Raw genomic sequence first — 15,325 nt, forward strand, 5'->3', positions numbered from 1 at the left:
CATTCTCCTCTATTCATAGAAGAAGAACTCAACGAGGATGGACAATGGCGGAACACCTTCAGCTGGATAACCTGGATCGCGGGATTCTGAATGCGCTGCTACAGAATGCGCGTACCGCCTATGCCGAGCTCGCCAAGCAGTTCAACGTCAGCCCCGGCACCATTCATGTGCGGGTGGAGAAGATGCGTCAGGCGGGTATTATTTTGGGCACGCGCGTGGAGATCGATCCGCGTCAGCTCGGCTTCGATGTGTGCTGCTTTATCGGCATTATCCTTAAAAGCGCGCGCGATTATCCGGCGGCTCTGAGCAAACTCGACGCGCTGGATGAAGTGGTGGAAGCCTGGTATACCACCGGCCACTACAGCATCTTTATCAAAGTGATGTGCCGATCAATCGATGCCTTGCAACAGGTGTTGATCAACAAGATCCAGACCATCGACGAAATTCAGTCCACCGAAACCCTGATCTCCCTGCAAAACCCGATCATGCGCACCATTAAGCCGTAACCCCTCTCTAATCTGTGCACAAACTTATCCCCGGCAGATCGCGCGTATGGCGCGACTTGCCGCCTGATGCTTTCTACTATTAACCCTGTTTTCCACAGGTGGATCACGGCTTGATCACAGCGTACAATGCTCGCCTTTAGTGCGGGAGAGCATCATGGCCGATATTACGTTAATCAGTGGAAGTACCCTTGGCAGCGCCGAATATGTTGCTGAACATCTGGAAGAAAAACTGCAGGAAGCGGGCTTCTCAACCGAGGTGCTGCATGGCCCAGAGCTGGATGAGCTGCAACCGGAAGGGATTTGGCTGATCGTTACCTCCACGCACGGTGCCGGTGAACTGCCTGATAATTTGCTTCCTTTATATGAAGCACTGCAGGAAACAAAACCGGACCTCTCTGGCTTACGTTATGGCGCAGTCGGCATCGGTAATCATGAATACGATCTTTTCTGCGGCGCGATCAAGCTGCTGGAAGAGCAATTGAACCAACTGGGCGCCAAACGCATTGGCGATCGCCTGGAGATCGACGTGCTGGAGCATGAGATCCCGGAAGACGCGGCCGAAGTGTGGGTCGCCACATGGAAAACGCAGATTTAAAACGATCTTTAGTGGCTGGGGATCGGGAAAATAGAATGATCCCCAGTTGATTGCGCTGTTTTTTTACCTTAAACCCGCGATCGACTGTGGATAACATGGCCTGTTTCATGCGTATAACCAGTAGTTATCCAAAGAACAACGCCTGTTTCTTTTTTAGGCTGTGCATAAGTAGCCATTTTGATCCCAGCTTATACGGATCAGGATCACCGATCATTCACAGCTAATGATCCTCGCTAATTTGCTGTTTAGCCTTCACTTTTTGGGGTTATCAACAGCCGGATGCGATCCTAATAGTAGATCTAACAGAAAGATCATATAAAAGACTTAAGATCCTTTCTTTTAAACCTCGGGATCCCGCGACTTTCGCCGCCGACATTATTTCAGTAGAATCCACCGCCCAGGGCAACGATCCCTGTCCGAAACACTAACGAGGACCCACTTCATGTTTTATCCAGATCCTTTTGACGTCATCGTAATCGGTGGTGGTCATGCGGGCACAGAGGCCGCGATGGCCGCAGCCCGAATGGGTCAGCAAACCCTGTTACTCACCCATAACATTGATACGCTTGGACAAATGTCCTGTAACCCGGCGATCGGTGGCATCGGGAAAGGACATCTGGTAAAGGAAGTGGATGCCTTAGGCGGTTTGATGGCCACGGCAATTGACCAGGCAGGTATCCAGTTTAGGATACTAAACGCGAGTAAAGGCCCCGCCGTTCGCGCCACTCGTGCTCAGGCTGACCGTGTACTGTATCGCCAGGCGGTACGCACCGCATTAGAGAACCAGCCAAACCTGATGATCTTCCAGCAGGCGGTTGACGATCTGATTGTGGAAAACGATCGTGTCGTCGGTGCTGTGACGCAAATGGGCCTGAAGTTCCGCGCCAAAACCGTGGTGCTGACCGTCGGGACCTTCCTCGATGGCAAAATCCACATCGGGCTGGATAACTACAGCGGTGGCCGTGCAGGCGATCCGCCATCAATCCCATTGGCAAAACGCCTGCGTGCACTGCCGCTGCGCGTAAACCGTCTGAAAACCGGTACGCCGCCACGTATCGACGCACGCTCGATTGATTTTTCGGTGCTGACACCGCAGCACGGTGATCATCCGATGCCGGTGTTCTCGTTCATGGGCAAGGTTTCACAGCATCCACAACAAGTACCATGCTGGATCACCTACACCAACGAACAGACGCATGACGTGATCCGCAATAACCTCGATCGCAGCCCGATGTATGCCGGGATCATCGAAGGTATTGGTCCACGTTATTGCCCATCGATCGAAGACAAAGTGATGCGCTTTGCCGATCGTAATGCGCACCAGATCTTCCTGGAGCCGGAAGGCCTGACCAGCAACGAGATCTACCCGAATGGCATCTCCACCAGCCTGCCATTTGACGTACAGATGCAGATCGTTCGTTCGATGAAAGGACTGGAAAACGCGAAGATCATCCGTCCGGGTTACGCCATCGAGTATGATTTCTTCGATCCACGCGATCTCAAACCGACGCTGGAAAGCAAATTTATCCACGGCCTGTTCTTTGCCGGCCAGATCAACGGCACCACTGGCTACGAAGAAGCGGCAGCGCAAGGTTTGCTGGCCGGCCTCAACGCAGCACGCGCTTCCGCCGACAAAGAGGGCTGGGCGCCACGCCGCGATCAGGCTTACCTTGGTGTGCTGGTTGATGATTTGTGCACGTTGGGCACGAAAGAGCCGTACCGCATGTTTACATCGCGCGCGGAGTACCGCTTGATGCTGCGTGAAGACAACGCCGATCTGCGTTTGACCGAAGCCGGTCGCGAACTCGGTCTGGTTGATGATGACCGCTGGGCGCGCTACAACCAGAAACTGGAGGCGATTGAGCAGGAGCGTCAACGCCTGCGCGATCTGTGGGTGCATCCAAAATCGGATAACGTGGCGGAAGTGAACGCGGTGATCAGTGCGCCGCTCACCAAAGAAGCCAGCGGTGAAGATCTGCTGCGTCGTCCAGAGATGACCTATCCGCTGCTGACGTCACTCGCCAGCTACGGTCCGGCACTGTCAGATGAGCAAGCTGCTGAGCAGGTGGAGATTCAGGTGAAATACGAAGGGTACATTGCGCGTCAGCAGGAAGAGATTGATCGCCAGCTGCGCAATGAAAACACCTTGTTGCCTGTCGAGCTCGACTATCGTCAGGTAAATGGCTTGTCGAATGAAGTGATCGCCAAACTCAACGATCACAAACCGACTTCCATCGGCCAGGCTTCTCGTATTTCGGGCATCACGCCTGCGGCCATCTCACTTCTGCTGATTTACCTGAAAAAACAGGGCTTGCTGCGTAAAAGCGCCTGATCGACTTTGGGGCGAGGCAACTCGCCCCCGTTAATGGAATTCTCGTTGTGATCAACAAACTCTCCTCGCTGCTAAAAGCGGCAAACATTTCCCTTACCGATCAACAAAAACAGCAGTTGGTTGGCTATGTTGAGTTGCTGCATAAGTGGAATAAGGCCTATAACCTGACATCAGTGCGCGACCCGCAGCAGATGCTGGTACGCCATATTCTCGACAGCGTGGTGGTTGAGCCACATTTGCAGGGCGAACGCTTTATTGATGTCGGCACCGGTCCGGGCTTGCCAGGCATTCCGCTGGCCATTGTGCGCCCGCAATCGCATTTCACCTTGCTGGATAGCCTCGGCAAACGCGTGCGATTCCTGCGTCAGGTACAACATGAGTTAGGACTTACTAACGTCACGCCGGTGCAGAGCCGCGTTGAAGAGTACCCGTCTGAGCCGCCATTCGACGGTGTTATCAGTCGTGCATTTGCTTCACTCGAGGATATGCTGACCTGGTGTCATCATCTGCCGGGTCCTGAAGGTCGCTTTTATGCCCTGAAAGGTGTGCGTCCGGATGATGAGATTGCTGCATTACCCGCTGGCTTTACGGTGGAAAAAATTCAACCTCTGCAGGTACCCGAGCTGGATGGTGAACGTCATCTGGTGGTGATTACCCGCCAATAGCCTTTTAAACGGTATGGATTTAAGCTGCTTCATGCCGTTTGTCTTAGTTATTGCCCTGAACGAAAAAGCAGCGATTGAACACTTTTAGGTAAAAGCTTTTATTTCGCAGGGCAGGGCGCGCGAGTTAACATCCCCGGCGGAAATTATCCGAAAATCTCTGTTACATTTAACGAATAATTCACATTTCATTATCACGGAGATCACTTTTTTGGGTGTATTTACCCAACCAAATAATCACTGGTGAAAATATAACTTTGCAATAAATTGGCGTACGTAATATCAGTTTTGCGTTTTTATTGCAGCGCATGATGTCAATAGAGTGTTTTTCTCGAAAATCGAAGCGCAACAGTTAAATAATAAAATTAAAACTCTGATTTATAAGTGCTTAATACAATGTAGAAATCGTATAAATCTTGTCTGAAACAATTTCAGTCAGGCATTCCTTGTTTATTATGTGATCTAAAGCACGCTTTAAAAGCAAGTCGGTCGGGCATTTTCAGACTTAAAGTCAGACATTGCCTGAAGACGATGTTTTGAAAAATAGCCCTTCAGAAAGAAATTTAAATAATTGTTCACCTTTTCGCTACTTACCGATTGAAATCGCAGGTGGCGCCCGTATAATTTGCACGGCTTTTGCTGCTTGACTCAAATGAGTAAAGGCAGTCTTATACGACACGCGACATACCCCGTTCGGGGCAGGAGAGTTCAGCGTCATGTCAGTGTCTCTTTACAGTGTGAAATTAGCCCGGGCCGTGCTGATCATTCAGCTGGTGACCTTTGTCATCATCGGTGCGCTCTTTACCCTGAAAGAGGTTACCTGGGGCGCCTCCGCCATCGCGGGTGGCGTGGCAGCCTGGCTGCCGAACGTGTTGTTTATGTTTTTGGCCTGGCGCCTGCAGGATCAAACGCCTGCGAAAGGACGTGTTGCCTGGAGCTTCGCCCTTGGTGAAGTGTTGAAGGTGTTCACAACCGTCATTTTCCTCGCGGTGGCGTTGGGTGTGTTTGGAGCGGTCTTCTGGCCACTCGCAATCACGTGGTTATCGGTGCTGGTGGTGCAGATCGTCGCTCCGGCTGTAATTAACAACAAAGGGTAAGAGGCATCATGGCTGCTGGAGAAATCTCTACTCCGCAAGAATACATAGGTCACCACCTGAATAACCTTCAGTTGGACCTGCGTACTTTCGAGTTGGTGAATCCGCACGACGCTCCCGCGACGTTCTGGGTATTAAATATCGATTCCATGTTTTTCTCTGTGGTGCTGGGACTGATTTTCCTGGTGTTGTTCCGCAAAGTGGCGAAAAGCGCTACCAGCGGTGTTCCAGGGAAATTACAAGCGGCTATCGAACTGGTTGTCGGCTTCGTTGATAACAACGTGCGCGACATGTACCACGGTAAAAGCAAACTTATCGCCCCGCTGGCTCTGACGATCTTCGTCTGGGTCTTCCTGATGAACTTCATGGATCTGCTGCCTATCGATTTGCTGCCGTTTATCGGCGAGCACTATTTAGGCCTGCCGGCGCTGCGCGTCGTGCCGTCTGCAGACGTGAACATCACGCTGTCTATGGCGCTGGGCGTATTTATTTTGATTCTGTTCTACAGCATCAAAATGAAAGGCATTGGCGGCTTCACCAAAGAGTTGACGCTGCAGCCTTTTAATCACCCGATCTTCATCCCCATTAACCTGATTCTTGAAGGTGTTAGCCTGCTGTCCAAGCCTGTTTCACTGGGTCTGCGACTGTTCGGCAACATGTATGCGGGTGAGTTGATCTTTATCCTGATTGCCGGCTTGCTGCCGTGGTGGTCGCAGTGGTTGTTGAATGTGCCTTGGGCCATTTTCCACATCCTGATCATTTCGCTGCAGGCTTTCATTTTCATGGTCCTCACGATCGTCTATCTGTCGATGGCATCTGAAGAACATTGATTTTTATCTCAACACTTAAGCTTTTAACTGAAACAAACTGGAGACTGTCATGGAAAACCTGAATATGGATCTGCTGTACATGGCTGCCGCTGTGATGATGGGCCTGGCGGCAATCGGTGCTGCGATCGGTATCGGCATCCTCGGAGGTAAATTCCTGGAAGGCGCCGCGCGTCAACCGGATCTGATCCCTCTGCTGCGTACGCAGTTCTTTGTTGTAATGGGTCTGGTGGATGCAATCCCGATGATCGCTGTAGGTCTGGGTCTCTACGTGATGTTTGCTGTCGCTTAAACCTGGTAGCCTTGTTCACTCATGGCACCTGGTGTGATGAGGGACGGATTCTGCCGTTTATCTCTGATAGCGGCAGAGCAAGTTAACTTAATAAGAGGCATTGTGCTGTGAACATTAATGCAACAATCCTCGGCCAGGCCATCGCGTTCATTCTGTTTGTCGCGTTCTGCATGAAGTACGTATGGCCGCCGATTATGGCTGCCATCGAAAAGCGCCAGAAAGAAATTGCTGAAGGCCTTGCTTCTGCTGAGCGCGCGAAGAAAGATTTAGATCTCGCGCAGGCCAATGCGACCGACCAGCTGAAAAAAGCGAAAGAAGACGCTCAGGTCATTATCGAGCAGGCGAACAAACGCCGTGCCCAGATTCTGGACGAAGCGAAAACCGAAGCTGAGACTGAACGTAACCGCATCGTGGCGCAGGCGCAGGCAGAAATTGATGCCGAGCGTTCGCGTGCCCGTGAAGAGCTGCGTAAGCAAGTCGCGTTGCTGGCATTAGCTGGCGCCGAGAAAATCATCGAACGTTCCGTGGATGAAGCTGCTAACAGCGACATCGTTGATAAACTGGTCGCTGAACTGTAAGGAGGGAGGGGCTGATGTCTGATCTGATTACTGTAGCTCGCCCCTACGCCAAAGCAGCTTTTGACTTTGCTGTTGAGCATCAAAGCATCGATCGCTGGCAATCAATGCTGGCGTTTGCCGCAGAAGTGGCTCGCAACGAACAGATCGCAGATCTTCTTTCCGGTGCGCTCGCACCGGAAGCTTTGTCTGCTTCTTTCATTGCAGTTTGTGGCGATCAACTTGATGAAAACGCCCAGAACCTGATTAAGGTAATGGCCGAAAACGGACGTTTGACAGCGCTTCCAGCCGTACTGGCTCAGTACATTCAACTGCGTGACGCTTATGAAGCGACAGCCGAAGTTGATGTTATTTCTGCCAGCACGCTGAGTGACAGTCAGCTGACTAAAATCAGCGCCGCGATGGAAAAACGTCTGTCACGTAAAGTTAAGCTGAATTGCAAAATTGATAAGTCTGTAATGGCAGGTGTGGTTATCCGTGCGGGTGACCTGGTCATTGATGGCAGCGTACGCGGCCGTCTTGATCGTCTGGCAGACGTCTTGCAGTCTTAAGGGGACTGGAGCATATGCAACTGAATTCCACCGAAATCAGCGAACTGATCAAGCAGCGCATTGCTCAGTTCAATGTCGTGAGTGAAGCTCACAACGAAGGTACTATTGTTTCTGTAAGTGACGGTATCATCCGCGTACACGGCCTGGCCGATGTCATGCAGGGTGAGATGATTGCCCTGCCGGGCAACCGTTACGCTATCGCACTGAACCTCGAGCGTGACTCGGTTGGTGCAGTAGTGATGGGCCCGTATGCTGACCTCGCGGAAGGCATGAAAGTAAAATGTACGGGTCGTATTTTAGAAGTTCCAGTTGGCCGTGGCCTGCTGGGCCGTGTGGTGAACACCCTGGGTGCACCGATCGACGGTAAAGGCGCAATCGAAAACGACGGCTTCTCGCCTGTTGAAGTGATTGCACCGGGCGTTATCGACCGTCAGTCAGTAGACCAGCCTGTTCAGACCGGTTACAAATCTGTCGATGCGATGATTCCAATCGGCCGTGGCCAGCGTGAGCTGATCATCGGTGACCGTCAGACCGGTAAAACTGCAATGGCAATCGACGCCATCATTAACCAGCGCGATTCAGGCATCAAGTGTGTCTACGTTGCGATTGGTCAGAAAGCGTCAACCATTTCTAACGTAGTACGCAAACTGGAAGAGCACGGCGCGCTGGCTAACACCATCGTGGTTGTCGCTTCTGCTTCTGAATCTGCAGCACTGCAGTACCTGTCACCGTACGCCGGTTGTGCGATGGGTGAGTACTTCCGTGACCGCGGTGAAGATGCACTGATCGTGTACGATGACCTGTCTAAGCAGGCTGTTGCTTACCGTCAGATTTCTCTGCTGCTGCGCCGTCCACCAGGTCGTGAAGCATTCCCTGGTGACGTGTTCTATCTCCACTCTCGTCTGCTGGAGCGTGCATCACGCGTTAGCGCTGACTACGTTGAGCGCTTCACCAACGGTGAAGTGAAAGGCCAGACCGGTTCTCTGACCGCACTGCCAATCATCGAAACTCAGGCGGGTGACGTTTCTGCGTTCGTTCCGACCAACGTAATCTCGATTACTGATGGTCAGATCTTCCTGGAATCTAACCTGTTCAACTCCGGTATTCGTCCAGCCGTTAACCCGGGTATTTCGGTATCCCGTGTTGGTGGTGCTGCACAGACCAAGATCATCAAGAAACTGTCCGGTGGTATTCGTACCGCGCTGGCACAGTATCGTGAACTGGCTGCGTTCTCTCAGTTCGCTTCCGATCTGGACGATGCAACGCGCAAACAGCTGAGCCACGGTCAGAAAGTGACCGAGCTGCTGAAACAGAAACAGTATGCGCCGATGTCAGTCGCGCAACAGGGTCTGGTGCTGTTTGCTGCTGAGCGCGGCTATCTGAACGATGTTGAACTGGCGAAAGTCGGCAGCTTCGAAGCCGCTCTGCTGGCGTTCGCGGATCGCGATCACGCTGAGCTGATGGCTGAAATCAACCAAGCGGGTAACTTCAATAACGAAATCGAAGAGAAGCTGAAAGGCCTCCTCGAAACGTTTAAAGCAACCCAGTCCTGGTAATGTCTGGCGGCTTGTCTGAAAAGGCAGGCCGCAAGGCTTTGAGGAGAAGCTAATGGCCGGCGCAAAAGAAATACGTAGTAAGATCGGAAGCGTAAAAAATACGCAGAAGATCACCAAAGCGATGGAAATGGTCGCCGCCTCCAAAATGCGTAAAACGCAGGAACGCATGGCGGCCAGCCGTCCGTATGCAGATACCATGCGCAAAGTGATTGGTCACCTTGCCTTGGGTAATCTGGAATACAAGCACCCTTACCTGGATGAGCGTGACGTTAAGCGCGTCGGCTACCTGGTCGTTTCGACTGACCGCGGGCTTTGTGGTGGTTTGAACATTAACCTGTTCAAAAAATTGCTGGCAGATATGAAAAGCTGGGCGGATAAAGGCGTACAGAGCGATCTGGCTGTTATCGGTTCGAAAGGCAATTCATTCTTCGGCTCTGTAGGTGGCAACATCGTGGCACAAGTCACCGGTATGGGCGATAAGCCTGCACTGTCTGATTTGATCGGCCCGGTAAAAGTGATGTTGCAGGCCTACGATGAAGGTCGCATCGACAAGCTGTATATCGTTGCCAACAAGTTTAACAACACCATGTCTCAGACTCCGACCATTACCCAACTGCTGCCGTTACCGCCAGCGGAAGGTGAAGAAGAGATGAAGGCGAAGACCTGGGATTACCTGTACGAACCCGATCCGAAAGCGCTGCTGGATACCCTGCTGCGTCGTTACGTCGAATCGCAGGTTTATCAGGGTGTGGTGGAAAACCTGGCCAGTGAGCAGGCCGCACGTATGGTTGCAATGAAAGCTGCAACCGACAACGGCGGAAACCTGATCAAAGAGCTGCAGTTGGTTTACAACAAAGCTCGTCAGGCCAGCATCACCCAGGAACTTACCGAGATCGTCTCGGGAGCCTCCGCGGTTTAACCAGGCATATATCCTGTCGCGCGAGCGCGGCTGGGTATTTTCGTATTAGGTAGAGGATTCAAGATGGCAGCTGGAAAGATTGTCCAGATTATCGGCGCCGTAGTTGACGTCGAATTCCCTCAGGACGCGGTACCGCAGGTATACAGCGCTCTCGAGGTGAAAAATGGTGATGCTCGTCTGGTGCTGGAAGTTCAGCAGCAGCTGGGTGGTGGCGTGGTTCGTACCATCGCCATGGGTACTTCTGACGGCCTGAAGCGCGGTCTGGAAGTTACCGACCTGAAAAAACCTATCCAGGTTCCGGTTGGTAAAGCAACCCTCGGCCGTATCATGAACGTATTGGGTGAGCCAATCGACATGAAAGGCGACCTGCAGAATGACGACGGCACTGTAGTAGAGGTTTCCTCTATTCACCGTGCAGCACCTTCGTATGAAGATCAGTCTAACTCGCAGGAACTGCTGGAAACCGGCATCAAGGTTATCGACCTGATGTGTCCGTTCGCTAAGGGCGGTAAAGTCGGTCTGTTCGGTGGTGCGGGTGTAGGTAAAACCGTAAACATGATGGAGCTGATCCGTAACATCGCGGCTGAGCACTCAGGTTATTCGGTATTTGCTGGTGTGGGTGAGCGTACTCGTGAGGGTAACGACTTCTACCACGAAATGACTGACTCCAACGTTATCGATAAAGTAGCGCTGGTGTATGGCCAGATGAACGAGCCGCCGGGTAACCGTCTGCGCGTAGCACTGACCGGTTTGACCATGGCGGAAAAATTCCGTGATGAAGGCCGTGACGTTCTGCTGTTCATCGACAACATCTATCGTTACACCCTGGCCGGTACTGAAGTATCAGCACTGCTGGGTCGTATGCCATCTGCGGTAGGCTATCAGCCAACGCTGGCAGAAGAGATGGGTGTGTTGCAGGAGCGTATTACCTCCACGAAAACCGGTTCAATCACCTCTGTACAGGCCGTTTACGTTCCTGCGGATGACTTGACTGACCCGTCACCAGCAACCACCTTTGCTCACTTAGACTCAACCGTTACGCTGAGCCGTCAGATCGCCTCTCTGGGTATCTACCCAGCCGTTGACCCGCTGGATTCTACCAGCCGTCAGCTGGATCCACTGATCGTGGGTCAGGAGCACTATGACGTTGCGCGTGGCGTGCAGTCTCTGCTGCAGCGTTACCAGGAACTGAAAGACATCATCGCCATCCTGGGTATGGACGAGCTGTCTGAAGAAGACAAGCTGCTGGTGGCACGTGCGCGTAAGATTCAGCGCTTCCTGTCTCAGCCGTTCTTCGTTGCTGAAGTCTTCACCGGTTCTCCAGGTAAGTACGTCACCCTGAAAGACACCATCCGTGGCTTCAAAGGCATCATGGAAGGCGAATTCGACCACCTGCCAGAGCAGGCGTTCTACATGGTCGGCGCTATCGAAGAAGCCGTAGAAAAAGCGAAGAAACTGTAATTTAGGTTTCCCAGGAGGAATGGTATGGCTATGACTTATCATCTGGACGTGGTCAGCGCGGAGCAACAAATGTTCTCCGGTCTGGTCGAGCGTATCCAGGTGTCAGGTAGCGAAGGTGAGCTGGGGATTCGTCCTGGCCACGCCCCGCTGCTGACAGCCATCAAGCCTGGTATGATTCACATCGTGAAACAGCACGGCGAAGAGGAGTTTATTTACCTCTCTGGCGGCGTGCTGGAAGTTCAGCCTGGCAGCACCACCGTTCTGGCCGACACCGCGATTCGCGGTGAAGACCTCGACGAAGCGCGCGCGCTGGAAGCGAAACGTAAAGCGGAAGAGCACATGAACAGCAGCCACGGCGACGTGGATTATGCTCAGGCTTCTGCGGAACTGGCGAAAGCCATCGCGAAACTGCGTGTCATCGAGCTGACCAAAAAAGCGATGTAATCAGGCTTTATGCGTCACGAAATGCCAGCCCTTTGGGTTGGCATTTTTTTTGCCCAAAATTTGCGGCCTGGCGCTGAGCCCGGCTAATTTCGACCCGAGAAAAATGTAGTAATCTCGGGGTTAAACCTTACACTTTCGAAAGTTGAAGAGAATCAGGATAGTTATGTCTACGAACGCGATGAGTGTGGTGATCTTAGCCGCTGGCAAAGGCACCCGAATGTATTCCGACCTGCCCAAAGTTCTGCACACCCTTGCAGGTAAACCAATGGTTCAGCACGTTATTGATGCCGCAACCGGTTTGGGCGCCCAGCAGGTCCATCTGGTTTACGGCCACGGCGGAGATTTACTGCAGTCAACGTTAGCGCATAACGCACTCAACTGGGTGCTGCAGGCTGAGCAACTGGGTACTGGTCATGCGATGCAGCAGGCGGCACCCTTCTTTGCCGATGACGAAGATATTCTGATGCTGTACGGCGACGTGCCGCTGATCTCGCAGGCCAGTTTGCAACGTCTGCGCGACGCGAAACCCGCGGGCGGCATTGGCTTACTCACCGTGGTTCTGGATAACCCCACCGGCTACGGTCGTATCGTGCGTGAAAACGGCACGGTGATCGGCATCATTGAGCAGAAAGATGCCTCGCCAGAACAGCTAAAAATTCAGGAAATTAACACCGGCATCCTGATTGCCAACGGCGGCGACCTCAAGCGCTGGCTGGCACAACTTAACAACAATAATGCGCAGGGCGAATTCTATATCACCGACATCATCGCCATGGCGCACCACGAAGGCCGCGTGATCAATGCGGTGCATCCGGCGCGCATCAGCGAAACCGATGGCGTCAACAATCGCCTGCAGCTGGCAACGCTTGAGCGTGTCTACCAAAGCGAGCAGGCAGAAAAGCTGCTGCTGGCGGGTGTGATGCTGCGCGATCCGGCGCGTTTCGATCTGCGCGGTGCGTTGCAACACGGCCGCGATGTGGAGATCGACACCAATGTGATCATCGAAGGCAAAGTCACGCTTGGCAACCGCGTCAAAATCGGTGCCGGCTGCATCATCAAAAACAGCGTGATTGCTGACGACTGTGAAATCAGCCCTTATTCGGTGATCGAAGATGCCACGTTAGCCGCTGCTTGTACGGTTGGGCCTTTTGCGCGTCTGCGTCCGGGCAGCGAGTTGGCGGAAGCGGCGCATGTGGGCAACTTTGTAGAGATGAAGAAAGCCACGCTCGGCAAAGGCTCCAAAGCCGGTCATCTCTCTTATCTCGGCGATGCGGAAATTGGCGCGGGCGTGAATATCGGTGCGGGTACCATTACCTGTAACTATGATGGCGCCAACAAATCCAAAACCATCATTGGCGACAACGTGTTTATCGGTTCGGATACCCAGCTGGTGGCGCCAGTCAGCGTGGCGAGCGGTGCGACCATCGCCGCGGGCACCACGATAATGAAAGATGTGTTAGCTGCGGATCTGGTCTACAACCGTAAAGAACAGAATCAAAAATCGGGCTGGCAGCGCCCTGTTAAGAAAAAATAAATTTTAAAGGCCGACAACGATCGGCCTGTTAGCAGTGCCATAAAAAATATCCCCACTCTCTACAAGGCTCGGGGAAATCAGGTCGTATGACAACGCAATGGCCGAAAGCCATGAAGTCAGGAAATTACTATGTGTGGAATTGTTGGTGCAGTAGCGCAGCGTGACATCGCAGAAATTCTGCTGGAAGGTTTGCGTCGTCTTGAGTATCGCGGTTATGACTCCGCGGGATTAGCCGTCGTCGATCGTCAGGGCCATATGACGCGCCTGCGTCGTCTGGGTAAAGTGCAGAACCTGGCGGAAGCCGCAGAGCAGCAGCCGCTGATTGGCGGCACCGGTATCGCACATACGCGCTGGGCGACACACGGTGAACCGTCGGAGGCCAATGCGCATCCGCACGTTTCCGATCACATCATCATCGTGCACAACGGCATCATTGAGAACCATGAGCCGCTGCGCGCGCAGTTGCTTGAGCGCGGCTATCACTTTGCCTCAGAAACCGACACCGAAGTGGTGGCGCATCTGGTGCATTGGGAGCAGAAGCAGGGCGGCACGCTGCGTGAAGTGGTGCTGCGCGTCATTCCGCAGCTGCGCGGTGCGTATGGCATGGTGATCATGGACAGCCGCGATCCTTCGCTGCTGGTGGCGGCGCGCTCCGGCAGTCCGCTGGTGATTGGCCGTGGCGTGGGCGAAAACTTTATCGCTTCCGATCAGCTGGCACTGCTGCCGGTGACGCGTCGCTTCATCTATCTGGAAGAGGGCGATATTGCCGAGATCACCCGCCGCGAAGTCACCATCATCGATCGTGACGGTAAAACCACTAAGCGCGCTGAAATCGAATCGACCGCTCAGTACGATGCCGGCGACAAAGGCATCTATCGTCATTACATGCAGAAAGAGATTTACGAGCAGCCGAACGCGATCAAAAACACCATCACCGGTCGTTTTAATCACGGCGAAGTCGATCTCAGCGAGCTGGGCCCGGATGCTGAGACGCTGTTGAGCCAGGTCGAACATATTCAGATCATTGCCTGCGGTACGTCATACAACTCCGGCATGGTTTCGCGTTACTGGTTTGAGTCGCTGGCTAACCTGCCTTGTGATGTGGAAATCGCCTCGGAATTCCGTTATCGCAAATCTGCAGTGCGTAAAAATAGCCTGCTGATCACGCTGTCACAATCGGGTGAAACCGCCGATACGCTGGCGGCGCTGCGCCTGTCGAAAGAGCTGGGTTATCTCGGTTCGCTGGCCATCTGTAATGTGGCCGGTTCATCGCTGGTGCGTGAATCCGATTTAGCGCTGATGACCAAAGCCGGCACTGAAATTGGCGTGGCATCCACCAAAGCCTTCACCACGCAGCTGGCAGTATTGCTGATGCTGGTGGCGAAACTCGGTCGTCTGCACGGCATGAAAGCCGAAACCGAGCACGAGATTGTGCACGCGCTGCAGGCCTTGCCGAGCCGCATCGAACAGATGCTGGCGCAGGACAAAGTGATCGAAAACCTGGCGGAAGGTTTCTCTGATAAGCATCACGCGCTGTTCCTTGGCCGTGGCGATCAGTATCCGATCGCGATGGAAGGCGCGCTGAAGCTGAAAGAGATCTCCTATATCCACGCCGAAGCCTATGCGGCGGGCGAGCTGAAGCACGGCCCGCTGGCGCTGATTGATGCGGATATGCCAGTGATCGTGGTCGCGCCCAACAACGAACTGCTGGAGAAGCTGAAATCTAATATTGAAGAGGTACGCGCGCGCGGCGGTTTGCTGTATGTGTTTGCCGATCAGGATGCCGGTTTCAGCGACAGCGATGGCATGAAAATCATCTCCCTGCCGCACGTAGAAGAGGTGATTGCACCGATCTTCTACACCGTGCCGTTACAGCTGCTCTCGTACCATGTGGCGCTGATTAAAGGTACCGATGTTGACCAGCCGCGTAACCTGGCGAAATCGGTTACCGTTGAATAATCAGTAACAAGAGTGGGC

The 15,325-nt window shown here is 53.2% G+C and carries 15 protein-coding genes; all 15 read left to right on the forward strand.

Going from position 1 to position 15,325, the window contains the following annotated elements; genetic code table 11:
* Window positions 1-44: 44 nt before the first annotated feature.
* The 15 genes from asnC (at window position 45) to glmS (ending at window position 15,307) form a co-directional block, all read left to right on the forward strand.
* Window positions 45-506 carry a transcriptional regulator AsnC gene (gene asnC / locus DEU53_RS20725; protein ID WP_008106733.1) on the forward strand — a complete coding sequence of 154 codons (462 nt, stop codon included), beginning with the start codon at window positions 45-47 and terminating at the stop codon, window positions 504-506.
* Window positions 507-660: 154 nt separating this feature from the next.
* Window positions 661-1,101, forward strand: coding sequence for an FMN-binding protein MioC (gene mioC, locus DEU53_RS20730; protein ID WP_064738315.1), 441 nt, complete (start codon window positions 661-663; stop codon window positions 1,099-1,101).
* Window positions 1,102-1,543: 442 nt separating this feature from the next.
* Entirely contained in the window at window positions 1,544-3,433 is a 1,890-nt protein-coding gene (mnmG, locus tag DEU53_RS20735) for a tRNA uridine-5-carboxymethylaminomethyl(34) synthesis enzyme MnmG (RefSeq protein ID WP_110868234.1), read from the forward strand.
* A gap of 47 nt (window positions 3,434-3,480) precedes the next feature.
* The gene (gene rsmG, locus DEU53_RS20740; protein ID WP_110868235.1) at window positions 3,481-4,098 is read left to right on the forward strand and encodes a 16S rRNA (guanine(527)-N(7))-methyltransferase RsmG; all 618 of its coding nucleotides are present in this window, start codon (window positions 3,481-3,483) and stop codon (window positions 4,096-4,098) included.
* Between the two features lie 713 nt (window positions 4,099-4,811).
* Window positions 4,812-5,192: a F0F1 ATP synthase subunit I gene (atpI, locus tag DEU53_RS20745; RefSeq protein WP_064738312.1), complete on the forward strand. Its 381-nt coding sequence runs from the start codon at window positions 4,812-4,814 to the stop codon at window positions 5,190-5,192.
* Window positions 5,193-5,200: 8 nt separating this feature from the next.
* Window positions 5,201-6,019: a F0F1 ATP synthase subunit A gene (atpB, locus tag DEU53_RS20750; protein ID WP_007893608.1), complete on the forward strand. Its 819-nt coding sequence runs from the start codon at window positions 5,201-5,203 to the stop codon at window positions 6,017-6,019.
* 49 nt (window positions 6,020-6,068) lie between these two features.
* Window positions 6,069-6,308: a F0F1 ATP synthase subunit C gene (gene atpE, locus DEU53_RS20755; RefSeq protein ID WP_003849523.1), complete on the forward strand. Its 240-nt coding sequence runs from the start codon at window positions 6,069-6,071 to the stop codon at window positions 6,306-6,308.
* Window positions 6,309-6,415: 107 nt separating this feature from the next.
* On the forward strand, window positions 6,416-6,886 hold the full coding sequence (atpF, locus tag DEU53_RS20760; RefSeq protein WP_007893603.1) for a F0F1 ATP synthase subunit B: 471 nt from the start codon (window positions 6,416-6,418) through the stop codon (window positions 6,884-6,886).
* Window positions 6,887-6,900: 14 nt separating this feature from the next.
* Entirely contained in the window at window positions 6,901-7,434 is a 534-nt protein-coding gene (gene atpH, locus DEU53_RS20765; protein WP_008106723.1) for a F0F1 ATP synthase subunit delta, read from the forward strand.
* Window positions 7,435-7,448: 14 nt separating this feature from the next.
* The gene (atpA, locus tag DEU53_RS20770; protein ID WP_008106721.1) at window positions 7,449-8,990 is read left to right on the forward strand and encodes a F0F1 ATP synthase subunit alpha; all 1,542 of its coding nucleotides are present in this window, start codon (window positions 7,449-7,451) and stop codon (window positions 8,988-8,990) included.
* A gap of 52 nt (window positions 8,991-9,042) precedes the next feature.
* Window positions 9,043-9,909 (forward strand): F0F1 ATP synthase subunit gamma, encoded by an 867-nt coding sequence (atpG, locus tag DEU53_RS20775; protein WP_101763910.1) that lies wholly within the window; start codon window positions 9,043-9,045, stop codon window positions 9,907-9,909.
* Between the two features lie 63 nt (window positions 9,910-9,972).
* Complete coding sequence (gene atpD, locus DEU53_RS20780) at window positions 9,973-11,370, forward strand: F0F1 ATP synthase subunit beta (RefSeq protein ID WP_008106718.1); 1,398 nt, start codon at window positions 9,973-9,975, stop codon at window positions 11,368-11,370.
* A 24-nt stretch (window positions 11,371-11,394) separates the two neighbouring features.
* Window positions 11,395-11,814, forward strand: coding sequence for a F0F1 ATP synthase subunit epsilon (locus tag DEU53_RS20785; RefSeq protein ID WP_008106717.1), 420 nt, complete (start codon window positions 11,395-11,397; stop codon window positions 11,812-11,814).
* Window positions 11,815-11,977: 163 nt separating this feature from the next.
* Complete coding sequence (gene glmU / locus DEU53_RS20790) at window positions 11,978-13,348, forward strand: bifunctional UDP-N-acetylglucosamine diphosphorylase/glucosamine-1-phosphate N-acetyltransferase GlmU (RefSeq protein WP_110868236.1); 1,371 nt, start codon at window positions 11,978-11,980, stop codon at window positions 13,346-13,348.
* 129 nt (window positions 13,349-13,477) lie between these two features.
* A complete protein-coding gene (glmS, locus tag DEU53_RS20795) occupies window positions 13,478-15,307 on the forward strand; it encodes a glutamine--fructose-6-phosphate transaminase (isomerizing) (RefSeq protein WP_110868237.1) in 1,830 nt (609 codons plus the stop codon).
* Window positions 15,308-15,325 lie beyond the last annotated feature (18 nt).

Origin of the sequence: Pantoea sp. AG1095, from assembly GCF_003208415.1 — a bacterium.
In the GTDB taxonomy this organism is placed as follows: Bacteria; Pseudomonadota; Gammaproteobacteria; order Enterobacterales; family Enterobacteriaceae; genus Pantoea; species Pantoea leporis.